Annotated in this window: 23 protein-coding genes; 11 read left to right on the forward strand and 12 right to left on the reverse strand. The window is 67.3% G+C overall.

Annotation, left to right across the window (positions count from 1 at the left end; genetic code table 11):
• Positions 1 to 17: 17 nt before the first annotated feature.
• From ACFPFG_RS06175 to ACFPFG_RS06185, 3 genes are all read left to right on the forward strand, one after another.
• A complete protein-coding gene (locus tag ACFPFG_RS06175) occupies positions 18 to 683 on the forward strand; it encodes a hypothetical protein (protein WP_380105612.1) in 666 nt (221 codons plus the stop codon).
• Positions 684 to 762: 79 nt separating this feature from the next.
• The gene (gene serB / locus ACFPFG_RS06180; RefSeq protein ID WP_016445267.1) at positions 763 to 1476 is read left to right on the forward strand and encodes a phosphoserine phosphatase SerB; all 714 of its coding nucleotides are present in this window, start codon (positions 763 to 765) and stop codon (positions 1474 to 1476) included.
• Positions 1477 to 1782: 306 nt separating this feature from the next.
• Complete coding sequence (locus ACFPFG_RS06185; protein ID WP_183018633.1) at positions 1783 to 2313, forward strand: ABC transporter substrate-binding protein; 531 nt, start codon at positions 1783 to 1785, stop codon at positions 2311 to 2313.
• Positions 2314 to 2379: 66 nt separating this feature from the next.
• Here the strand turns inward: ACFPFG_RS06185 and ACFPFG_RS06190 are convergent, their stop codons facing one another.
• The gene (locus ACFPFG_RS06190; protein ID WP_183018632.1) at positions 2380 to 2598 is read right to left on the reverse strand and encodes a DUF3820 family protein; all 219 of its coding nucleotides are present in this window, start codon (positions 2596 to 2598) and stop codon (positions 2380 to 2382) included.
• A gap of 196 nt (positions 2599 to 2794) precedes the next feature.
• Between ACFPFG_RS06190 and ACFPFG_RS06195 the strand changes: the two genes are divergently transcribed.
• Positions 2795 to 3580, forward strand: a complete 786-nt coding sequence (locus tag ACFPFG_RS06195) for a MetQ/NlpA family ABC transporter substrate-binding protein (RefSeq protein ID WP_183018631.1) — start codon at positions 2795 to 2797, stop codon at positions 3578 to 3580.
• 95 nt (positions 3581 to 3675) lie between these two features.
• Here ACFPFG_RS06195 and ACFPFG_RS06200 read toward each other — a convergent pair whose 3' ends face one another.
• Positions 3676 to 4578 (reverse strand): EamA family transporter, encoded by a 903-nt coding sequence (locus tag ACFPFG_RS06200; protein ID WP_183018630.1) that lies wholly within the window; start codon positions 4576 to 4578, stop codon positions 3676 to 3678.
• Positions 4579 to 4686: 108 nt separating this feature from the next.
• On the opposite strand from ACFPFG_RS06200, the gene ACFPFG_RS06205 reads away from it, so the two are divergent.
• Both ACFPFG_RS06205 and ACFPFG_RS06210 read left to right on the forward strand, forming a co-directional pair.
• On the forward strand, positions 4687 to 5184 hold the full coding sequence (locus tag ACFPFG_RS06205) for an Lrp/AsnC family transcriptional regulator (protein WP_183018629.1): 498 nt from the start codon (positions 4687 to 4689) through the stop codon (positions 5182 to 5184).
• Between the two features lie 30 nt (positions 5185 to 5214).
• The gene (locus ACFPFG_RS06210; RefSeq protein WP_183018628.1) at positions 5215 to 5526 is read left to right on the forward strand and encodes a hypothetical protein; all 312 of its coding nucleotides are present in this window, start codon (positions 5215 to 5217) and stop codon (positions 5524 to 5526) included.
• A 9-nt stretch (positions 5527 to 5535) separates the two neighbouring features.
• On the opposite strand, the gene ACFPFG_RS06215 is transcribed toward ACFPFG_RS06210, so the two are convergent.
• Positions 5536 to 6186, reverse strand: coding sequence for a LysE/ArgO family amino acid transporter (locus ACFPFG_RS06215; RefSeq protein ID WP_183018627.1), 651 nt, complete (start codon positions 6184 to 6186; stop codon positions 5536 to 5538).
• Between the two features lie 70 nt (positions 6187 to 6256).
• Between ACFPFG_RS06215 and ACFPFG_RS06220 the strand changes: the two genes are divergently transcribed.
• Complete coding sequence (locus ACFPFG_RS06220; protein ID WP_183018626.1) at positions 6257 to 7162, forward strand: HTH-type transcriptional regulator ArgP; 906 nt, start codon at positions 6257 to 6259, stop codon at positions 7160 to 7162.
• A 43-nt stretch (positions 7163 to 7205) separates the two neighbouring features.
• Here the strand turns inward: ACFPFG_RS06220 and ACFPFG_RS06225 are convergent, their stop codons facing one another.
• A complete protein-coding gene (locus tag ACFPFG_RS06225; protein ID WP_183018625.1) occupies positions 7206 to 7754 on the reverse strand; it encodes a DUF2721 domain-containing protein in 549 nt (182 codons plus the stop codon).
• A 116-nt stretch (positions 7755 to 7870) separates the two neighbouring features.
• A complete protein-coding gene (locus tag ACFPFG_RS06230) occupies positions 7871 to 8860 on the reverse strand; it encodes a LysR family transcriptional regulator (RefSeq protein ID WP_380105617.1) in 990 nt (329 codons plus the stop codon).
• Positions 8861 to 9049: 189 nt separating this feature from the next.
• On the opposite strand from ACFPFG_RS06230, the gene ACFPFG_RS06235 reads away from it, so the two are divergent.
• Both ACFPFG_RS06235 and ACFPFG_RS06240 read left to right on the forward strand, forming a co-directional pair.
• Positions 9050 to 10069 carry a tripartite tricarboxylate transporter substrate binding protein BugE gene (locus ACFPFG_RS06235; RefSeq protein WP_197956777.1) on the forward strand — a complete coding sequence of 340 codons (1020 nt, stop codon included), beginning with the start codon at positions 9050 to 9052 and terminating at the stop codon, positions 10067 to 10069.
• Complete coding sequence (locus tag ACFPFG_RS06240) at positions 10066 to 11493, forward strand: M20 family metallopeptidase (RefSeq protein WP_183018622.1); 1428 nt, start codon at positions 10066 to 10068, stop codon at positions 11491 to 11493. The genes ACFPFG_RS06235 and ACFPFG_RS06240 overlap by 4 nt, the downstream gene beginning before the upstream one ends.
• 15 nt (positions 11494 to 11508) lie before the next feature.
• Here ACFPFG_RS06240 and ACFPFG_RS06245 read toward each other — a convergent pair whose 3' ends face one another.
• Positions 11509 to 12084 carry a PIN domain-containing protein gene (locus ACFPFG_RS06245; RefSeq protein WP_183018706.1) on the reverse strand — a complete coding sequence of 192 codons (576 nt, stop codon included), beginning with the start codon at positions 12082 to 12084 and terminating at the stop codon, positions 11509 to 11511.
• A gap of 3 nt (positions 12085 to 12087) precedes the next feature.
• Entirely contained in the window at positions 12088 to 12555 is a 468-nt protein-coding gene (locus tag ACFPFG_RS06250; RefSeq protein WP_183018621.1) for a helix-turn-helix domain-containing protein, read from the reverse strand.
• Positions 12556 to 12768: 213 nt separating this feature from the next.
• Between ACFPFG_RS06250 and ACFPFG_RS06255 the strand changes: the two genes are divergently transcribed.
• Complete coding sequence (locus ACFPFG_RS06255) at positions 12769 to 12903, forward strand: DUF3149 domain-containing protein (protein WP_016445252.1); 135 nt, start codon at positions 12769 to 12771, stop codon at positions 12901 to 12903.
• A gap of 55 nt (positions 12904 to 12958) precedes the next feature.
• On the opposite strand, the gene ACFPFG_RS06260 is transcribed toward ACFPFG_RS06255, so the two are convergent.
• The 4 genes from ACFPFG_RS06260 to ACFPFG_RS06275 form a co-directional block, all read right to left on the reverse strand.
• Positions 12959 to 13216: a SlyX family protein gene (locus ACFPFG_RS06260; RefSeq protein ID WP_183018620.1), complete on the reverse strand. Its 258-nt coding sequence runs from the start codon at positions 13214 to 13216 to the stop codon at positions 12959 to 12961.
• The gene (locus tag ACFPFG_RS06265) at positions 13213 to 14409 is read right to left on the reverse strand and encodes an aminotransferase-like domain-containing protein (RefSeq protein ID WP_380105620.1); all 1197 of its coding nucleotides are present in this window, start codon (positions 14407 to 14409) and stop codon (positions 13213 to 13215) included. Before ACFPFG_RS06265 ends, ACFPFG_RS06260 begins: the two co-directional genes overlap by 4 nt.
• Positions 14410 to 14547: 138 nt before the next feature.
• Positions 14548 to 15534 carry a Bug family tripartite tricarboxylate transporter substrate binding protein gene (locus ACFPFG_RS06270; protein WP_380105622.1) on the reverse strand — a complete coding sequence of 329 codons (987 nt, stop codon included), beginning with the start codon at positions 15532 to 15534 and terminating at the stop codon, positions 14548 to 14550.
• 59 nt (positions 15535 to 15593) lie between these two features.
• Positions 15594 to 17081: an amidase gene (locus ACFPFG_RS06275; protein WP_380105624.1), complete on the reverse strand. Its 1488-nt coding sequence runs from the start codon at positions 17079 to 17081 to the stop codon at positions 15594 to 15596.
• Between the two features lie 115 nt (positions 17082 to 17196).
• Here ACFPFG_RS06275 and ACFPFG_RS06280 point away from each other — a divergent pair, with 115 nt between their 5' ends.
• On the forward strand, positions 17197 to 18105 hold the full coding sequence (locus tag ACFPFG_RS06280; RefSeq protein ID WP_183018616.1) for a LysR family transcriptional regulator: 909 nt from the start codon (positions 17197 to 17199) through the stop codon (positions 18103 to 18105).
• A gap of 39 nt (positions 18106 to 18144) precedes the next feature.
• Here the strand turns inward: ACFPFG_RS06280 and ACFPFG_RS06285 are convergent, their stop codons facing one another.
• Positions 18145 to 19221 carry a PDDEXK nuclease domain-containing protein gene (locus tag ACFPFG_RS06285; RefSeq protein ID WP_197956782.1) on the reverse strand — a complete coding sequence of 359 codons (1077 nt, stop codon included), beginning with the start codon at positions 19219 to 19221 and terminating at the stop codon, positions 18145 to 18147.
• Positions 19222 to 19412 lie beyond the last annotated feature (191 nt).

The following is a 19412-nucleotide window of genomic DNA, read 5'->3' on the forward strand; positions in this document are numbered from 1 at the left end:
AACGCGTCGTTCCAGCCATGTTCCTCGAAGCGAGCATTGCCCTGCTGGCCCTGGCCACCGCGCTGTGGCTGCGCCCCTGGCGCATGCTGGCCGGCCGCACTGGTCCGGGCGGCCCGCAGGACCGCGTTGCCTCGCCCCTGGTCACGCCGCTGCTGGGCGTGCTCGTGCTGCTGCCCTGGATCTGGGCCCTGCCCACGCTGCACCGCATGCCGCTGCAACTGCAGTGGTCATCTGCGCCGCTGGTGGTGCTCATGCTGGGCTGGCCTCTGGCCGTGCCGCTGCTGCTCATCGTGGGCGGGCTGGCCGCCCTGCTGTCGCCGGCCCTGGGCTGGGGCGATGCGCTGGGCATCTCGGTCTGGCAGGGCATCGTGCCTGCCACGCTGGCCATGCTCTGGGGCGCGGCGCTGCGGCGCTGGCTGCCGCACCAGATCTTTGTCTTCATTCTTGCGCGCGGCTTTGCGGGCACGGTGCTGTGCGTTTTCATCTCGGCCCTACTGGCCCAGGCGGCGGGCCACGCCCTGCCCGGCGTCAACGAGGATCTGTCGCGCATCGCGCGCTGGCTCATGGCCTGGGGCGATGCCGTGGTCACCGGCATGGTCACCGCCATCTTCGTGGTGTTTCGCCCCCAATGGCTGGCCACCTGGTCGGACGCCATCTACCTGCGCCAGCCGCCCGCAGCCTGACGGCAGGCCCGCCACTGGATATGATTTGCGCCTGTTTCCCGCCAGCCCGGCGGCCCGTCCCCTTTTTGCTGCCCCACCCATGACCGATGTCACCGAATTCGCGCCCGGACTGCTGATCCGCGGCATACAGCCGCCACTGAAGCTGGCCGACTACAAGCTCATCGCGTTCGACATGGACTCGACGCTGATCACCATCGAGTGCATCGACGAGATCGCCGACGCCACCGGCAAGAAGGCCGAGGTCGCAGCCATCACCGAAGCCACCATGCGCGGCGAGATCACCGACTTCAAGGACAGCCTGCGCCAGCGCGTGGGCAAGCTCGTCGGCGTGACCGAGGCCGACATGGCCCGCGTGCTGGCCGAGCGCCTGAAGCTCTCCCCGGGCGCCGAAACCCTGGTGCGCGCAGCCCAGGCCGCGGGCCTGAAGGTGCTGCTGGTCTCGGGCGGCTTCACCTACTTTGCCGAACATGTGCGCGGCATGCTGGGCATAGACTTCGTGCGTGCCAACGTGCTGGAGATGCGTGACGGCGCGCTGACCGGAGGCCTGATCGAGCAGCCCTGGGGCGACATCTGCGACGGCGCCGAAAAGCGCCGCACGCTGCTGGAAGTCGCCTCGCTGCTGGGCATTCGCCCCGACCAGTGCATCGCCGTGGGCGACGGCAGCAACGACATTCCCATGATGCAGGTCGCCGGCCTGTCCGTGGCCTACCACGCCAAGCCGCGCGTGCGCAACGAGGCCAAGGTCTCCATCACCGAAGGCGGCCTGGACCGCCTGCTGGAAGTGCTGCGCTGAGAACGGGCGGCAGGGACTTGCGCAGGCCGCTGCGCTGCTCCGCAATCAATAGCTGAGAATGTTCTGTGGGCTTGCTTTTCCGGCAAGCCCCAGTCTTTTCTACAATGCTTGACGCAGCCCCATAGGCCACCGCCTCAGCGCCGGTGGCTCTCCTACAACAGCAGGCTGTACGCCGGCGCATCCGCGCGCCGGTGCTTGGAATCTCCTCCCCCATCCCCATGTGACACCCAAGGCCGCAGGCCTGCCCGCATACGGGCAGCCTGTGGCGCGCCGACCGGCTCAGGCATGCCTGCGCCGACCGTGTACATGACCACCATGATTGGAAAAACTTCCGTGAAGACTTCGTTCCGCGCCACTGCCTCCGTGATCGCCCTGGCCATTGCATCCCTGACCGTGCCCACGCTGGCCCAGGCCAAGCGCATGGGCAGCGGCGGCAAGTCCGTGCGCCCGGCGTCGATCGGCAAGGCCCCTGCCCAGCCCGCGGCGCCTGCGGCCCCCACCGCCAACAAGGCGGCAACGCCTGCCAGCCCGGCAGCTCCTGCCACCCCCGCAGCACCGGCAGCGCCTGCAGCAGGCGCCGCTCCGGCAGCAGCACCTGCCACTGCAGCTGCAGCAGGCCCCGGCATGATGGGCACGCTGGGCGCCGCCGCCGTGGGCGCGGTCGCCGGCTCCATGGCCGGCAATGCGCTGGCTGGCGCCATGACTCCTGAAAAGGACGCCGCCGCCAAGGAAGCCGAAGCCAAGGCCAAGGCCGCCGAGACCGAGGCAGCCGAGCTGCAGCGCAAGGCCGACGAAGCCAAGGCCAAGGCCGAGGCTGCACGCGCCGCCGCCAAGTAAGCCGCCTGCGTTTTTCCCTGGAAAGGCCGCGATTGTCGCGGCCTTTTGCTTTGTGTCGCGGCCGCTTCAGCGCGGCCCGGCGCGCAGCGGCTGCAGCAGGTGCGACAGCCCGTTGTGGTCCAGCTCACGCATCAGCGCCAGCAACTGGCCCAACTCGCCCTTGGGAAAGCCTTCGCGCGCAAACCAGTGGAGATAGTTGCCGGGCAGGTCGGCGATCAGCCGCCCCTTGTACTTGCCATAGGGCATTTGCACCTGCACCAGCTTTTGCAGCATTTCGGGGTCCATGATGGCGATGGTAAGCGCTGCGGCATCGCAAGAATCTGCATAAAAAGCCACAGCCTTATAACCAAATAGCAAAATTGTTCATTGCGGCGGCTGGCGCCGCACTAGACTATGCGCCTGCCTGCCGTACAGCCCGACACAGAACCATTCCACCGGGCGTATGGCGTTTTTGCAACCCGTTGAAGAAAGTCCTTCGGTCATGTTGAAGAAAGCCCTCTCCGCAATCGCGATTGCCACGCTGGCCCTGACGGCCCAGGCCGCCGACGTGCTCAAGGTCGGCGCCACCGCCGTGCCCCATGCAGAAATCCTCAACCATGTGAAGCCGGCGCTGAAGGCCCAGGGCATCGACCTGCAGATCAAGGAATTCAGCGACTATGTGCAGCCCAATGCGGCCGTCGAGGACAAGCAGCTGGACGTGAACTTCTTCCAGCACCAGCCCTACCTGGACAGCTACAACAAGGACCGCAAGACTTCGCTGGTGGCCGTGCCCAATGGCAAGGTCCATGTGGAGCCCTTCGGCGGTTACTCGCAGAAGATCAAGAACGTCAAGGACCTGAAGGACGGCGCCACCATCGCCATCCCCAACGACCCCTCCAACGGCGGCCGTGCCCTGATCCTGCTGGCCAAGCAGGGCCTGATCGAGCTCAAGGACCCCAAGAGCCTGACCCCCACACCGCTGGACGTGGCCAAGAACCCCAAGAAGCTCAAGTTCAAGGAGCTCGAAGCCCCGCTGCTGCCGCGCGCGCTGGCGGACGTGGACCTGGCCCTGATCAACACCAACTACGCCATCGAGGCCAAGCTCAATCCCACCAAGGATGCGCTGTTCATCGAAGGCGCCGATTCGCCCTACACCAACATCGTGGTCTCGCGCCAGGACCGTGCCAACGATCCCAACATCGCCAAGCTGATGAACGCACTGCACACGCCCGACGTGAAGAAGTTCATCATCGAGAAGTACAAGGGCGCCGTCGTTCCTGCGTTCTGAGGCGCAAGGAATGCAGCCGGTCGGCTGCATCCTGTCCCCGCAAAAAGCGCTGCCTCGGCAGCGCTTTTTTCATTCCCCTTCCCAGGTATCGCCACTCAACCCGCAGGCGTCACCTCGGCCGGCGCCTTGGCCGCCGCGGCGGGCCGCGTAATGGCGCTGCCCATGGCCGCGCCCATGATGCAGGCGATGGCCAGCCATTGGGCCCCCACCAAGTGCTCATGCAGCAGCAGCATGCCCATGAGGGCGGCAATCGCAGGCTCCGTGGCCAGGGCAATGCCGAAGGTGGCGGGCGGCAGGCGGCGCAGGGCCATCATCTCCAGCGTATAGGGCAAGGCGCTGGAGATGGCCGCCACCACCACCCCGAAGGCCAGGATGGACGGCTGCAGCAGCTTGGCCCCCGCCTCGGCCACGCCGAAGGGCACCACGACCATGGCGGCGAACACCAGGCCAAGCGACACGGCCTGGCCGCTGGGAATGCTGCCCAGGCGCTGCCCCAGCAGGATGTACAGCGCCCAGCAGATGGCGGCGCCCACGGCGCAGGCAATGCCCACGGGCTCCAGCACCAATCCGCCCGCGCCGGCGCCCCCTATCGGCAAAATCAGGGCCAGCCCCGCCACGGCCAGCGCCAGCCAGACAAAGTCCACCGGCCGGCGCGAGTGGTAGATGGCCACGGCCAGCGGACCGGAGAATTCGATGGCCACGGCCAGGCCAAAGGGAATGGTGCGCAGCGCCATGTAGAACAGCAGGTTCATGGCGCCCAGCGCCACGCCGAAACGCAGCAGCGCCCAGGCCTGGGGACGGGCCAGCGTCCAGCGCCAGGGCCGCCAGATGGCCACCAGAATCAGCGCGGCAAAGCCCACGCGCAATGCCGAAGTGCCCTGGGCGCCCAGCACCGGAAAAAGCTGCTTGGCCAGTGAGGTGCCCACGCCCAGTGCCGTGACCGAGCCCAGCACGGCCAGCAGGGGCCAGGCGCGGTTCCATGTGGTGTTTGTTGTCATGGCACGTACGATATTGCAGGCCAGCGATGGAAAAGGCTCGTTTTGGGGCCTCTTCGCGCAACATTCGCTATTTCCGACCTCCCCGCACCCGTTTTCCGCCCCTCCCCCATGCCCGCCATCGCGCTCGATACTTTTGACCGTGCCATCCTCGACGTGCTCCAGCGCGACAACCTCACGCCGCAGCGCCTCATTGCCGAGCGTGTCCACCTCTCGGCGCCAGCCGTGCAACGGCGCATACGGCGCCTGCAGGAGCTGGGCGTGATCACGGCCAACGTCGCCGTGGTCGATCCCGTGCGCACGGGACGCCCGCTCACCGTGCTCATCAACGTGCAGCTGGCCAACGAGCGCCCGGACCTGTCCCTGGCCTTTCGCGCGCGCGTGGCGCGCGAGCCCGCCGTGCAGCAGTGCTACTACGTGACCGGGGAAGCCGACTATTCATTGATCGTCACGGCTGCCGATATGCAGGAGTACCAGGCGCTGGCGGCGCGGCTGTTCTCTGGAGACGACAACATCCGGCGCTACACCACCTCGATCGCTCTGGAACGCATCAAGACCGGGCTGCAGTTGCCAATGGCAGAACACAGTCCCGACAATGAAACAAGTTGACGCAACCTAGACACACACCAGGAGACTGCTTTGAGCGCACCTTCACCGGACAGCATGGCCCGCCTCGTCGCCACACGCACCCTCGACAAGTACGAGCGTGACTACTATCCCAAGCGCGACCGCATCACCATTTCCTTCCGGGGCGACCTGGCCGAGCAATACAGCTACGACAAGATCCAGCCCTTGTCCGAGGCCCGGCGCCATGGCCACAAGGTCGTCATCGAGGCGACCAGCCAGAAGACCGGCGCCACGGGCCACTACTGCATCGAATGCAACAGCTGGAACCTCATCGAGGCCGTGGGCACCTGGGCGCCCGGCGAGGAAGCCCCGGCCGCAGACTGATCTGCGCCGTCAGCCACCCGCCGGCGCCAACGCGCTGCCAGCCACCCACCAGGCCAGCGCCAGCATCATCACGCCCGTGAGGCCATCGAGAACGCGCCATGCCTGCGGCTTCTCGAACAAGCGCTTCATGCGGCGGCCCGCAAAGGCCAGCGCCACGAACCACGACAGGCTGGCCGATGCGGCGCCCACCACATAGACCCACTTGAGCACGCCTTCCTGGCGTGCGCCGATGGAGCCCATGAGCAGCACCGTGTCCAGATAGACATGGGGGTTGAACAGGGTGATCACGGCCAGCGTGGAGACCACGCCCAGCAGGCCACGCGGGGCCAGCTGCCCGCCCGACGCCGCCAGTTGCGCATCGGGCGCCATGGCCATGCGCCACAGCGCGATCAGCCCATAGGCCAGCAGGAACAGGGCGCCGCCCAGCGTCAGGTAGCGGGCCAGCTCGGGGTTGTCGCCCAGCAGCCGGGCCATGCCCGCCACGCCCAGGCCGATGAGCACCACGTCGCTCACCACGCACCAGGCCACGCAGGCGCGCACATGCTGGCCGTGCACGGCCTGGCGCAGCACATAGAGGTTCTGGGCGCCGATGGAGACGATGAGAGACAGGCAGACCGTGAAGCCCGCCAGCCAGGAAGAAGAAACATTTGCAGTCCACATGGCCGGGATTGTCTGGCCGGCAAATGGTTAAGTAAAATTACATTTACTCAACCAAATGAAGAATATCTAAATGCTCGACTACGCCGGACTCGAAGCCCTGGCGGCCGTGGTGCGCGAAGGCAGCTTCGAGCGCGCGGCGCGCAAGCTGCATGTCACGCCCTCGGCCGTTTCCCAGCGCATCAAGCTGCTGGAGGAGCGTGTGGGCCAGGTGCTGGTACTGCGTGGCCAGCCTTGCTCGGGCACCGATGCGGGCCGCAGGCTGTGCCTGCACCTGGAGCAGGTGGCCCTGCTCGAGAACGATCTGCGCCGCAAGAACCCGGAGCTGGTCCCCGAGGGCCAGACCGCCCTGCCCACGCTCAAGCTGGCCGTCAATGCCGACTCGCTGTCCACCTGGTTCATGGATGCCATGTCCGCCTTCACGCGCGACGGCAACGAGCTGCTGGACATCAGCATCGACGACCAGGACCACACGGCCAAGCGCATCCGCGAGGGCGAGGTGCTGGCTGCCGTCACGGCCACCTCCTCGGCCATTCCGGGCTGCAATACCTGGCCGCTGGGCCGCATGCGCTACGTGGCGGCCGCCAGCCCCGACTTCATCCGCCGCTACCTGAAGGACGGCATCACGCCCGAGGCCATGGCGCGCACACCCATGATGAGCTATGGCCGCAAGGACAGCCTGCAGGACCAGTGGCTGCAGCGCCTGGGCGCAGAGGGGCGGCGCAGCACGCCGCGCCACTTTCTTCCCTCCAACCAGGGCTATACGCGGGCCTGCGAGCTGGGCATGGGCTGGGGCATGCACCCGCCACTGATGATCGGCGCGCAACTGGCCGAAGGCAGCCTGGTGGAGCTGCTGCCCGGCAACGACCTGGACATTCCCATGTACTGGGCCCATGCGCGCAATGCGCAGGCCAGCCTGCAGCGCCTGACGGACTGCGTGATCCAGGCGGCAGCCGCCTGCCTGGACCCGATGGAGTGAATGGGCAGCGGCGACAGCGACGGCGGCGCCGTCCGCGCCCGGCTCAGGGCTGGCGGCCGGTTTCGTCCGCCGGGGTGGACGGTTCAGCCTGTGCCTGGTCGTTGCGTTCCGGCCGCTGTATGGTGCGCACCGCGGCGCGCACGCGGGTCAGGGTGTGGAAGTCCAGCAGGCTGGTGGCCATGATGGTTTCCCAGAGAAAGCAGGCCAGTGCCGAGAGAAACATCAGCACGCCGAACAGAAAGCCCAGCACCGCATAGCCATGGCCGTTGATGCCGTAGGCCTCGCCCAGGAACAGCAGGGCAATGGTCAGGCCGATGCAAAAGCCGCAGACCGTCAACAGTCCTATGCAGACATTGGCCAGCCGGCCGCGCTTGCGCAGAAAGTGCAGTTCCGTGAGGCTGCGCGCGATGAATTCCTCTTCCTGCGGGTTGCGCAGCAGTTCTTCCAGCTTGCGCGCGCGGTCGATGATGCGGGCCAGCCGCCCGGCCACGGCGCCGATCATGCCGGCCACGGCCGTCAGGAAGAACACCGGCGCCAGCGCCAGCTGGATGCTGTGGGTGACGGTATCGGCGTCTAGCGACCAATTGATCATGCGGTCCTCTGCGTGCTTTCTGTTGTCTGGTGCGGCCATGCTGCCGTGTTTTCGCGCGGACAGTATTGTGGCCGCAAGCGGGGGCGGCAAGAAGCCATGTCGCCAGCTTTTGGCGTTCAGCGGGCCGGTAGCGCTGGCAGCATCTGCTGGCACAGCGACAGCATCTCGGTCAGCAGGGCGGGCGCCTGGTCGCGCCGGCAGACCACGCCCAGCGGCGCCAGCCCGCCCGCCAGCCGCACGTCGAGCCGGCATACACGCGCGTGGGTCTGCAGGCCCGGCGCAATGCTCAGTGGCACCAGCGCCACGGCGCCGGGCTGGCTCAACAGACCTTCCAGAATGGGCAGGGAAACGGTGGAGACAGGAAACCAGGGCGCATCCGGCAACGCCTTGAGCACCTCGGTCTCGAAAATCCCGCGCACGGCGATGTTGGCCGTGGGCAGTACCCAGCGTGCGCCGGTCAATGCCTGCAGCGGCACATCGCGGCGCCCGGCCAGTGCATGCGAGCGTGCAGCCACCACCACGGCCGTGTCGGCCAGCAGCGGCTCGAAGGCGAAGGGGCCGGGCAGCAGCGCGGGCTCGCGGCAGAACACCGCGTCCAGCCCGCCGCCCAGCAGTTGGGACAGCAGCCGGGTGCTGGCGTCTTCGTGCACATCGACATGCACCTCGGGATGCTCGGCATAAAACCGCGCCAGCAGGGGCGAAAGAATGGCCAGGGCTGCCGCCGGAATGGCGCCCAGGCGCAGCGCGGCCGCGGCGCCCCGGCGAATGGCGGCCAGCGATTCCGCCACCTCCTCCAGCGCGGCCAGCACGCCGCGCACCGTGTCCACGAGGGTCTGGCCGGCCAGCGTGGGGCGTATGCCGCGCGCATGGCGCTCGAACAGGCGGATGTCCAGCACGCGCTCCATCTCGGCCAGCGCCTGGGTGGCGGCCGACTGGCTCATGTGCAGCGTGGCGGCGGCCTGCACCACCGAGCCGCATTGCTGCAGCGCCACCAGCAGCTGCAGCTGGCGCAGGCGCACATGCTTGGTCAGGCGCGAATACAGCAGCCGCCCCTGGGGCGTGGCCGCATCGTCCAGGCCCTCGCGGTCGTCAAAATCGTGGCTCATGGGAATCTCGGTGTTTTCCCGACGCAGGCGCTGGCGCACCACAGGCGGAGCAAGGCGAGCTATCGGAACGGCTTATAGCTTGGCACAAATACCGTGGCCCACGCGGGCGGCAGGATTTCTATAGTCGCCTGCATCGGGAGCCGGCACGGCCCAGGCTGCGGCTCCCTCCTCGTCGATGGAGTCCATGTCATGCAAGCCAAGCCCCTCTTACAGCCTCTCTCTCACCTGCCGCGCCGCACCCTGCTTTCCCTGGGTGCGGGCCTTTGCGCCGCGCTGTGCGGCCTCACCCTGGCCCACGCGGCCGACGCCTATCCGAGCAAGCCCGTCAAGCTCATCGTGCCCTTTGCGGCCGGCGGCTCCACCGACATCGTCGCGCGCGTGATCGCAGAGGGCCTGCGCAGCACGCTGGGCCAGCCCGTGGTGGTGGACAACAAGGCCGGCGCGGGCGGCCTGATCGGCACCGAAAGCATTGCCCAGGCCGCGCCTGACGGCTACACCATCGGCATGGCCACGGTGAGCACGGCCACCATCAATCCCTCGCTGTACACGCGCGCCGCCAAGCTGGAAGGCAGGCTTTTGCCCGTGGCCAACCTGGTGACCATGCCATCGGTCTACATGGTCCACCCCAAGATGGGCGTCAAGGATTTCCCGGGCTTTCTGGCCAGGCTGCGCGCCCAGCCCGGCGCCTACAGCGCGGGCGTGCCGGGCCTGGGCACGCTGGGCCATCTGATGGTGGCCTCCTTCAACGAGACCATGAAGACCCAGGTGCAGATCGTGCCCTACCGCGGCAACGGGCCGGCGCTCAACGATGCGCTGGCCGGCATGGTGCAGGTGATGACCGACCAGCTGCCTTCGGCCATGCCCCAGATCAAGGGCGGCAAGCTCATCGCCGTGGCGCTGTCGGGCGACAGCCGCTCGCCCGACCTGCCCGATGTACCCACCTTCAAGGAGCTGGGCTATGCGCAGCTCAACGAGCTGGGCATCAGCTGGTTCGGCCTGGTCGTGCCGGCCGGCACGCCGCCGGCCATCGTCCGGCAGTTGCAGGATGCGTCGGTGAAGGCCGTGCGCCTGCCCGAGGTGCAAAAGCACCTGAAGCTGCTGGGCGCCTCGGTCACCGAGATGGACCAGAGCCGCTTCCCCGCCCAGATCGCCAGCGAACTGCAGCGCAACAAGGCGCTGCTGGACAAGGCAGGAGTGAAGCCGGAATGAGCGCGGTCGAGCATCTCCAGGACTTCTTCCAGCAGCAGTCCCCGCGCATGGCGGCCCTGGCCGACAGCATCTGGTCCCTGGCCGAGCTGCGCTATGCCGAAACCGCTTCGGCCCAACTGCACATCGATGCGCTGGAGCAGGCAGGCTTTCGCATCACGCGCGGCGTGGCCGGCATTCCCACGGCCTTCCTGGCCGAATGGGGCGACGAGGGCCCGGTGCTGGCCTTCCTGGGCGAGTACGACGCGCTGTCGGGCCTGAACCAGCAAAGCGGCGCCCTGGTCTGCACGCCCTCCACCGACAGCCCGGGCCTGGCCGGCCATGGCTGCGGCCACCATCTGCTGGGCACCTCGGCGCATTTCGCGGCCGTTGCGCTGCAGGAGCACCTGCGCCGCAGCGGTGCCAAGGCACGCGTGCGCTACTACGGCTGCCCGGCCGAGGAAGGCGGATCGGGCAAGACCTTCATGGCGCGCGCCGGGGTCTTCGACGATGTGGACGCGGCGCTGACCTGGCACCCGGCCAGTTTCACCGGCGTGTTCAGCCAGAGCACGCTGGCCAACATCCAGGCGAAATTCATCTTCCACGGCAAGGCCGCGCATGCCGCGCATTCCCCGCACCTGGGCCGCAGCGCGCTCGACGCCGTGGAGCTGATGAACGTGGGCGTGAACTACCTGCGCGAGCACATGCCCACCGATGCGCGGGTGCACTACGCCATCACCGACTCGGGCGGCCTGTCGCCCAACGTGGTGCAGGCGCGCGCCGAGGTGCTGTACCTGGTGCGCGCCGCGCGCAACCACGAGGCGGCCGCACTCTACGAGCGCGTGCAGAACGTGGCGCGCGGCGCCGCGCTGATGACGGATTGCCGGCTGGAGATCGTCTTCGACAAGGCCTGCTCCAACCTGCTGCAAAACCGCACGCTGAACCAGGTGATGTATGGGCAGATGCAGGCCCTGGGCCCGCTGCACGTGGACCCCGGCCTGCATCGCCTGGCCGGAGACTTCCAGGCCACGCTGGACAGCAACGACGTGGACCAGGTCAGCCGCCCGCTGGCCAGCGTGCTGCGCGGCAAGGTGCCGGCCGTCTTCGAAGGCCTGGCGCCCTACGATCCTGCCGTGGAGGACACCCTGTTCGGCTCCACCGACGTGGCCGATGTGAGCTGGATCACGCCCACCGTCCAGGCCTGGGTGGCCTGCTACGCCTTCGGCACGCCGCTGCACTCCTGGCAGATGGTCTCGCAAGGCCAGTCCGGCCTGGCCCACGCAGGCATGGTGCGCGCCGCCCAGGTGCTGGCGGCCACGGCCATCGCCTTGCTGGAGCAGCCCGAACGCATTGCCCAGGCCAAGGCGGAGCTGCTTGAGCGCCGCGGCGGCCGACCCTATGCGTGCCCGATTCCTGCGGAGGTACCCTTGCCGTTCATGCGGGGGTGATGGGCTTGGCTCGCCCTAGATGATGGACTCGAAGCGGCCCAGCAATTGTTCGGCCTGCACCAGGCCCTGCCTGCGCAGCACTTGCAGATAGTGCTTCGCATCCATGGCCGGTCGCTTGAGGTTTGCGCGCTGGCGCCGCGCGGCCTCAAGAACGGCAGACCGGTCAAGGTCAAACAGATTGGCAATGAATTCATCGGGATGCTGGGCTTCGATACCAAAGGGTTGGAGCGATGCCTGCGGAAAATCCTTCAGGTTGAAGGTCACGATCACGCCAGCCTGGCAGCGGATGGCGGCTGCAAGCACATGGCGGTCCTCAGGATCAGGAAGCGAAAGACCGGCGACGAGCGCTTCATGGCCCGTGACCAAGGCGTCGGGAATGGCCCCATCCATCAAGGAGCAGGTGCGGTCCAATTGCTCGGGATGAAGATCAGGACGGTTGAGCAGGAGATTGCGCTTCCATTCATCGTGAATCTGCGCGCTCCAGCGCGCCCGAAAGAGTCCGGACAAGCCCAGCCAAAGCAGAAGATCCCGCAAGGGCGCGGGATACAGCACGCAGGCATCGTAGATGGCAGTGAAGGGTGAAGGGCGAATGCCTCATTCATACCCCATGCCCAGTTCCTGGGCTTGCCGGGCCAGCTCCTTCATGGCCTGTTCGCTGCAATTGTCACGATCCGCCTTGAATTGCATCAGGTCTGCGAACCGCACACGCCTGTGCTTGCCAGCACGATGAAATGGCAGAGCCCCCTCCTCCATCAGCCTGACAACATGAGGCCGCGAGACATTGAGCAGATCCGCGGCCTCCTGAGTCGTGAGTTCTGCATGGATGGGGACAACCTGAACCGCATTGCCATCGGCCAGTTCCGTCAACACATCCATCAGCAGACGCAGGGCGGATGTGGGCAACTCCACCTGATGGGCCTGGTTGTGCTCATCGAAGATCTGGATGCACTGTGTCTCGCGCTGCGTGCCGACATAGGCAGCCAACACACGGCGGCTTTGCACGGCGGCCTCGACTTCGCGCTCAACGGGCAGGATCACTCTGGAGGAGATGGCGTGGCTCATGGCAGCACTCCGAAAGGAAAAATATTTCACCAGTCTAAACGAAACAAACGAAACAGCATGGGCGGCACCGTGCCAGGGCTTGCCCCTTTGCGCTGCCGCAAACCCACCCTGCCACCGCGTTGACCCATCACAAGCCCTCCACGCCATGCCACGGCGATAGTCGGATCGGGACCCCACCGATACCTACAAACCACAGGAGGACTTGTGAAGCTGATGATCGATCTCTTTTCCACCGACTACGGGCTGATGAGCCTGGGCGTCATCGTCTTCATCCTGATCATGGCGGGCTTCTTCCTGCGCCTGTTCCTGGGCAAGATGAAGCACGTGGCCAACAAGCCGCTTGAATGAAGAAATGCCCAGGCAGGGGCTGGCCTGGGCATTCGCACGCAGCAGCCCTGCGCACTCAATAGTGAGGGGGCAGCTCGTCGCGCAGATGGGTCGCGCCGCCGGCGGGCCCGCCTTCGGGCACCCGACGGCGCAGGTCGCGCAGCTCGTCAAGCAGCCGGTCGATCTGCTGCTGCTGGCGGTAGATGGTCAGGTTCAGCTGCTCCAGCAGGTCGTCGGTGTAGCTGGCCTTGATCTCCAGCTCCATCACGCGCGCCTGCAGGGCATCGGCGTCTGCGTGCCCGCCGCCATGTTCTCCGTCGTCAGCCACGCTCATGCCTTGAGCGCCTGGGCCAGGCGGGCGATGCCTTCGCGGATCTTGTCCTCGTCAGCCGTGGCGAACGAGAGGCGGAAGCTGGTGGCATCGGGGTTTTGCGCAAAGAACGGCGCACCCGGCACAAAGGCCACGCCCTGGGCAATGGCCCGCTTGGCCAGCTCACCGGCATCGGCCAGCGCACCGCCCTTGCCGGTCAGGCGCACCCACAGGAACAGGCCGCCCTGGGGCTGCAGGAATTGCACGGCATCGCCGAGGTGCTCGCGCAGCGCATCGCCCATGGCCTTGGCGCGGCGCGCGTAGACCTCGCGCACATGAGCCAGCGTGGCGGGCATGGCGCCGGACTTCAGGTACTGCGCGGCCGTGGCCTGGGCAAAGGTGCTGGTGTGGGCATCGCTGAACTGCTTGCACATCACGGCGCGGCCCAGCAGCTCGGCCGGGGCCACCAGCCAGCCAATGCGCAGGCCGGGGCTGAGCACCTTGCTCAGCGAGCCGCAGTGCGCCAGCCAGTCGCGGCTGCCGGGCACCTCGCTGGACAGCGCCAGCAGGCTGGGCGGAGGCGCTTCGCCAAAATACAGGTCGCCGTAGGGATCGTCCTCCACCACCAGGGTCTGGTACTTGACGGCCAGCTCCAGCACCTTCTTGCGGCGCTCCAGGCTCAGCATGGCGCCGCTGGGGTTGCCGAAGGTGGGGATCAGGTAGACCAGCTTGGGGCGGTGCTCGGCAATGAGTTGCTCCAGCGCATCGACCTGGGCGCCTTCGGCATCGATGGGCGCGCTGATGACTTCGGCGCCGTACAGGCGGAAGCACTGGATGGTGGCCAGGAAGGTCGGGCCTTCGACGATGACCTTGTCGCCGGGGTTGATCATGGTCTTGCCCAGCAGGTCCAGCGCCTGCTGGCTGCCCGTGGTCACCACCAGTTGCTCGGGGGCCAGCTCGCGCACGCCCTTGGCGGCCATGAAGGCGGCGATCTGCTCGCGCAGCGGCTGGTAGCCTTCGGTCGCACCGTACTGCAGCGCGGCGCCCGGCTCCTGCTGCAGCGCAGCCTGGGAGGCGGCGCTGATGCCGGCCACGTCGAACATGGCGCTGTCCGGGAAACCACCCGCAAAGCTGATGATGCCGGGCTTGCCCAGCAGCTTGAACAGCTCGCGGATGGCGGAGGTTTCTACGTTGTTCAGACGGTCGGCGAATTGCATGGGCAGGAGTCTCTTTGTCGGTGCAATGAAAAGGCGAAGCCTGCATTGTCGCCAATCCTGCCGCAGCTTTCCTGCACGATTAGAAGCCCCCTGAGTCGATTCGCGCCCTGCCCCCTCTCTCCCGGAAGGCAGCTGCGTTCAATCCACCTTGATGTCGGCCCTGGCGGCCACGGCGCGCATTTGCGGCAGTTCGCGCTCTATGCGCTCCTGCAGCGCGCTGGCCGGACCCCATGCGGGCGACAGGCCGATGTCCACCAGCTTCTTCTTCATGGCCGGCTCGGCCATGGCGTCGGCCAGCGCCTTTTCCAGCTTCTTCTGGATGGGTGCGGGCAGGCCGGCCGGGGCGAGGAAGGCAAACCAGGTGTCCATGGCAAAGCCCGGGTAGCCGCTTTCGGCCACGGTGGAAACCTGGGGCAGCAGGGCCAGGCGCTGCGGGCCCAGGGCTGCGATGGGACGGATCTTGCCGGCCTTGATCAGCGGCGTGGTGGCCACCACCGTGTCCACGGCCACCTGCACCTGGCCGCCCATCAGCGCGGTGAGGCTGGGCGAGCTGCCATTGAAGGGCACATGCACCATGCGCATGCCCGTGGCGGTCTTGAGCATTTCGCCGCCGAAGTGCACCGAGGATCCCGTGCCGAAGGAGCCGTAGGAGAGCTTGTCGGGATCGGCCTTGGCCAGGGCCACGAGTTCGGGCAGCGTGCGTGCAGGCGTCTCGTTGTGGGCCACCAGCACCAGGCCCATGTCGGCCACCAGCCCCAGCGGCGTGAAGCTGCGCAGCGGGTCATAGGGCAGCGGGTTGCGGATGGCGGGGTTGAGCGTCAGCGTGGTGCTGGCGCCCAGCAGCAGCGTGTAGCCGTCGGGCGGCGCCTTGGCCACCAGCGCGCCCGCCACCACCGTGCCTGCACCGGGGCGGTTTTCCACGACCACGGGCTGGCCCAGCCGCTCACCCAGCGAAGTGGCCAGCAGCCGGCCCAGGATGTCGGTGGCGCCGCCCGGCGCAAAGGGCACGACCAGCTTGATCGGACGATCCGGGTAGGACTGGGGCTGGGCTTTGGCTGCGGGCAGCGCAAGTGCCGTGGCACCGGCCATCAGACACGACAGAAAACGGGAACGGGACAAGGCCATGGCACGGATCTCCTGGGGGACGAGGGAACGGGAACCTGGGAAAACTCGATGCAGCGGTTTCAGTCGAGCAGCGGGCTGCGCACGCGCGAGAAGCCGCCGGCCTGGTCATAGGCATGGCCGATCTGCAGCACGGCCAGATCGGCCTGCGCCGGGCCGATGATCTGCAGCCCCGCAGGCAGGCCCTGCGGCCCGAAGCCTGCAGGTGCGGCCAGGGCCGGAAGGCCGGCCATGGTGGCGGGCACCACGGTCTGCATCCAGCGGTGGTAGGTGTCCATCTCGCGGCCGCCCACGGCATGCGGCCAGTCCAGCGCCGCATCGAACGGGAAGACCTGGGCGGAGGGCAGCACCAGAAAGTCGTAGCTTTCGAACAGGCGGCGCAGGGTTTCGTACCAGGCCGAGCGCACACGCGCCGCGTCATAGACAGCCATGGCCGGCAGCGCCAGGCCGCGCTCGATTTCCCAGAGGGCCTCGGGCTTGAGCAGGGCATGCGTGACCGGGTCGCGGTACAGGGCGGCGTTGGCCCCGGCCACGCTGAAGCTGCGCAGGTCGATCCAGGCGCGCCACAGGCGCTCGAAGTCGAAGGCCGGCACGGCTTCTTGCACCGTGCAGCCGATGGTCTCGAAATGCCGCAGCGCCGCGCGGCAGGTCTCCAGCAGGCCGGGCTCGGTGGGCAGGTGCCCGCCCAGGTCCCCCAGCCAGCCGATGCGCAGGCCCTTGCAGTCGCGCGCCAGGTGGGTAGTCCAGTCCTTGGGCGGTTCGCTGCGGCGCGTCAGCGGCAGGCGCGCATCAAAGCCTGCCTGCACGGACAGCAGCAGGGCCAGGTCGGGAATGTCCCGCGCCATGGGGCCGGCCACGCTGAACTGCTGGAAGAACAGCTCTTCCGAGGGGCCATGCGGCACGCAGCCCACCGAGGTGCGCAGTCCGTAGACATGGTTGAAGGCGGCCGGCGTGCGCAGCGAGCCCATCATGTCCGAGCCGTCGGCCACGGGCAGCATGCGCAGCGCCACGGCCACGCCGGCCCCGCCGCTGCTGCCGCCTGCCGAGCGCGAAGGATCGAAGGCATTGCGGGTGGTCCCGTAGACCGGGTTGTAGGTATGTCCGCCCAGGCCGAACTCGGGCGAATTGCTGCGTGCCACAAAGAGCGCTCCGCCTGCGCGCATGCGCTCGAACACCACGCAATCGACCTGCGAGAGCTGGTTCGCGAAGATCGGCGATCCCTTGGTCGTCACCATGCCTGCGGCCGGCATGATGTCCTTGGGCGCCTGCGGAAAGCCGTGCAGCGGCCCCAGGCTCTGGCCGCGTGCCAGCAGCGTGTCCAGCTCGCGGGAGCGTCCGCGCAGCCAGTCGCGGTCCAGCGGAGCCACCAATGCATTGACCACGGGGTTGAGTCGGTCGATCTGTGCGCAATAGGCATCCAGCACCTCCACGCAGGACAGATCGCGGCCATGGATGGCCTTTGACAGCGCGACGGCCGACATCTCCACGACGGCACCACCCCCGGTGGCCAGATCCGGCCGCTGCGCTGCAGTGCTTGCGTTTGACTCCATGGATTTCCTCGTTTTTGTGACAGAACGAAGTCAGCATAAGCAGGCGAAATTATTTCGACAATCGCCTTTTTCTTGGCTTATCGTTGCGTTTTTCGCAAACCATGAGCAGGCCACCATGCTTTCCAACCGCCTACAGGACACGGCCCTGCGCTACTTTCTCGAAGTGGTGCGCAGCGGCTCGGTCAGCGAAGCCGCCACGCGGCTCAATGTCTCGCCTTCGGCCGTGAGCCGCCAGGTCGCCGGATTGGAAGAGATGCTGGGCGTGCCGCTGTTCGAGCGCCGTCCGCGCGGCATGGCGCCCAGCCCGGCAGGCGAGCTGCTGGCCGCCCATGCCCGCCGCGGTGCGCTGGAGGCCGACCGTGTGGTCTCGGACATCGAGGCCCTGCAAGGCCTGCGCCGGGGCGTGGTGCGCGTGTGCAGCTCGGGCGGCTTTGCCATCGAGTTCCTGCCACGCGCCATGGCGCTTTTCCGCGAACAGTACCCGGGCATGCAGTTCCACCTGCGCGTGCAAGCCCCTGCCGCCGTGACCCAGGCCGTGCTGGGCGGCGAGGCCGATGTGGGCCTGACCTACAGCCGCGCGGCGGCACGCGACATCGAGGTCTGGCACCGCCAGGTCTCGCCCGTGGTCGCCATCATGCGGCCCGACCATGCGCTGGCCCGGCATGCCAGCATCACCCTGGCCCAGATGCATCCCCATGCCATTGCCCTGCCCGAGGACGCCAACACCGCGCGCCAGCTGTTCGACATCGCCTGCAGCCACCGCCGCCTGGTGTTCGAGCCCGCCCTGGTCAGCGGCCAGTTCGAGACCCTGGTGCACTTCGTGCTGCATGGCGGCGGCCTGTCGCTGGGCGGCGAGGTCACCATGCGCGAGCGCGTGCGCCGAGGCGAGCTGCATGCGGCGCCCATCCGCGAGCGCGGCATGAATGCGCGCGCCATCGAACTGCAGACCCTGGCCGGACGCACGCTGTCCAAGGGCGTGCGGGCCTTCGTGGAGCACCTGCGGGAGCTGCTGCCGCCTGGGTAGGAGGAAGAGGAAGCGGTTCCCAAAGGAAGGGCTGGGCGCTCAGGCTGGCCCGCCGCCTTCCAGCTGGCGCTGCGCCCAATGCCATTGCGCCCGGCGCGTGGCCTGCCGCAGCCGCTGTGCCAGGGCCTGGCGCGCAGGCAGGCCCGGCAGATACTCGGCCATCTGGACGCCACAGCGGCCCAGCTCCAGCAGCTCGATCTGCTCGGCGCTGTTGCCCGTGCACAGCACCATACCCATCGGCGTGTTCTCGCCCGGCTCCTGCTCATGCCGGTCCAGCCAGCGCAGGTATTTCTCCATCTGCTCCTTGTCCTCGGCCGTGAATTCGCCCACCTTCAGCTCCACCGCCACCAGCCGCTGCAGCTTGCGGTTGTAGGTCAGCAGATCGAGGTGGAAGTCCTGCCCATCCATATGCATGTGCATTTGCCGCGCCACCAAGGTGAAGCCCGTGCCCGACCGCAGCAGGAAGGCCTCCATCTCGCGGATGATGGCGGCCTGCAGGTCGCCCTCCTGCCAGGCATCGTGCAGCCCCAGAAAGTCGAAGATGTAGGGATCGCGCATGAACAGCGCCGGCGACATGCGCTCGGTGCTGCGCGGCGTGACCGGCTCCTGCGCGATCAGCGCTTCGGCATCGCAGGGCAGCGCCAGGCGTTCATAGAGCCGGGAGTCGATGCGGCTGCGCAGCGTGTGTGCGCTCCAGCGCTCAATGCTCGCCATGCTGGCGTAATACTCTCGCTGCACAGGGTCCCGGAGCGCAATCAGCACGATCACATGCGCCCAGCTCAATTTGCGGGTCGGCGAGATGACCAGGGGCTCGTAGGGGAACGCGGTGGAGAACTGCATCATGCGCCACAGGTTCTTCTCCGAGAAGCTGCTGCCATAGTCCTGGACCAGATGCCCTGCCAGCACCGGCAGGACCCCATCGCTGCAGCCTGCCTGCCGCACCTCGGATTCATGGCCGTGGATATGCTGGCCGATGTGCCAGTACAGCAGGGTGAGTTCGCTGTTGACGTTGGCCGCCACGCGAAGCCGCGCGGCCTCGATCAGGTCCCGCACATTGCCCAGCAGGGCCTGAGACGATGCGAGCGCGGGAGAAACGGATATCTTGCGAGTGGCCATGTGGTCGCCCCCCTCCTGGTGGCGTGATGTCTGGATATGTGGTGCCTGCGGAATCGGCCCGGCCCACTATTGCCATGCGACCCCAGCCAGTCAACGCCGCTTCTGCATAACCAGACGATCTGACCCTGGCAGACATGAAAAACCAGAACAGTCCTAGAGCATGTGACGCCCTGTTGCGTGCCGACGAAATC

Source organism: Delftia deserti (assembly GCF_042653485.1).
Classification (GTDB): domain Bacteria; phylum Pseudomonadota; class Gammaproteobacteria; order Burkholderiales; family Burkholderiaceae_C; genus Comamonas; species Comamonas acidovorans.

Bases quoted from the DNA above. Each gene is read 5' to 3' on its own strand.
- ACFPFG_RS06175 (WP_380105612.1), top strand. From the start codon at position 18: ATGTTCCTCGAAGCGAGCATTGCCCTGCTGGCCCTGGCCACCGCGCTG.
- serB (WP_016445267.1), top strand. From the start codon at position 763: ATGACCGATGTCACCGAATTCGCGCCCGGACTGCTGATCCGCGGCATA.
- ACFPFG_RS06185 (WP_183018633.1), top strand. From the start codon at position 1,783: ATGACCACCATGATTGGAAAAACTTCCGTGAAGACTTCGTTCCGCGCC.
- ACFPFG_RS06190 (WP_183018632.1), bottom strand. From the start codon at position 2,598: ATGGACCCCGAAATGCTGCAAAAGCTGGTGCAGGTGCAAATGCCCTAT.
- ACFPFG_RS06195 (WP_183018631.1), top strand. From the start codon at position 2,795: ATGTTGAAGAAAGCCCTCTCCGCAATCGCGATTGCCACGCTGGCCCTG.
- ACFPFG_RS06200 (WP_183018630.1), bottom strand. From the start codon at position 4,578: ATGACAACAAACACCACATGGAACCGCGCCTGGCCCCTGCTGGCCGTG.
- ACFPFG_RS06205 (WP_183018629.1), top strand. From the start codon at position 4,687: ATGCCCGCCATCGCGCTCGATACTTTTGACCGTGCCATCCTCGACGTG.
- ACFPFG_RS06215 (WP_183018627.1), bottom strand. From the start codon at position 6,186: ATGTGGACTGCAAATGTTTCTTCTTCCTGGCTGGCGGGCTTCACGGTC.
- ACFPFG_RS06220 (WP_183018626.1), top strand. From the start codon at position 6,257: ATGCTCGACTACGCCGGACTCGAAGCCCTGGCGGCCGTGGTGCGCGAA.
- ACFPFG_RS06225 (WP_183018625.1), bottom strand. From the start codon at position 7,754: ATGATCAATTGGTCGCTAGACGCCGATACCGTCACCCACAGCATCCAG.
- ACFPFG_RS06230 (WP_380105617.1), bottom strand. From the start codon at position 8,860: ATGAGCCACGATTTTGACGACCGCGAGGGCCTGGACGATGCGGCCACG.
- ACFPFG_RS06235 (WP_197956777.1), top strand. From the start codon at position 9,050: ATGCAAGCCAAGCCCCTCTTACAGCCTCTCTCTCACCTGCCGCGCCGC.
- ACFPFG_RS06240 (WP_183018622.1), top strand. From the start codon at position 10,066: ATGAGCGCGGTCGAGCATCTCCAGGACTTCTTCCAGCAGCAGTCCCCG.
- ACFPFG_RS06250 (WP_183018621.1), bottom strand. From the start codon at position 12,555: ATGAGCCACGCCATCTCCTCCAGAGTGATCCTGCCCGTTGAGCGCGAA.
- ACFPFG_RS06255 (WP_016445252.1), top strand. From the start codon at position 12,769: ATGATCGATCTCTTTTCCACCGACTACGGGCTGATGAGCCTGGGCGTC.
- ACFPFG_RS06260 (WP_183018620.1), bottom strand. From the start codon at position 13,216: ATGAGCGTGGCTGACGACGGAGAACATGGCGGCGGGCACGCAGACGCC.
- ACFPFG_RS06265 (WP_380105620.1), bottom strand. From the start codon at position 14,409: ATGCAATTCGCCGACCGTCTGAACAACGTAGAAACCTCCGCCATCCGC.
- ACFPFG_RS06270 (WP_380105622.1), bottom strand. From the start codon at position 15,534: ATGGCCTTGTCCCGTTCCCGTTTTCTGTCGTGTCTGATGGCCGGTGCC.
- ACFPFG_RS06275 (WP_380105624.1), bottom strand. From the start codon at position 17,081: ATGGAGTCAAACGCAAGCACTGCAGCGCAGCGGCCGGATCTGGCCACC.
- ACFPFG_RS06280 (WP_183018616.1), top strand. From the start codon at position 17,197: ATGCTTTCCAACCGCCTACAGGACACGGCCCTGCGCTACTTTCTCGAA.
- ACFPFG_RS06285 (WP_197956782.1), bottom strand. From the start codon at position 19,221: ATGGCCACTCGCAAGATATCCGTTTCTCCCGCGCTCGCATCGTCTCAG.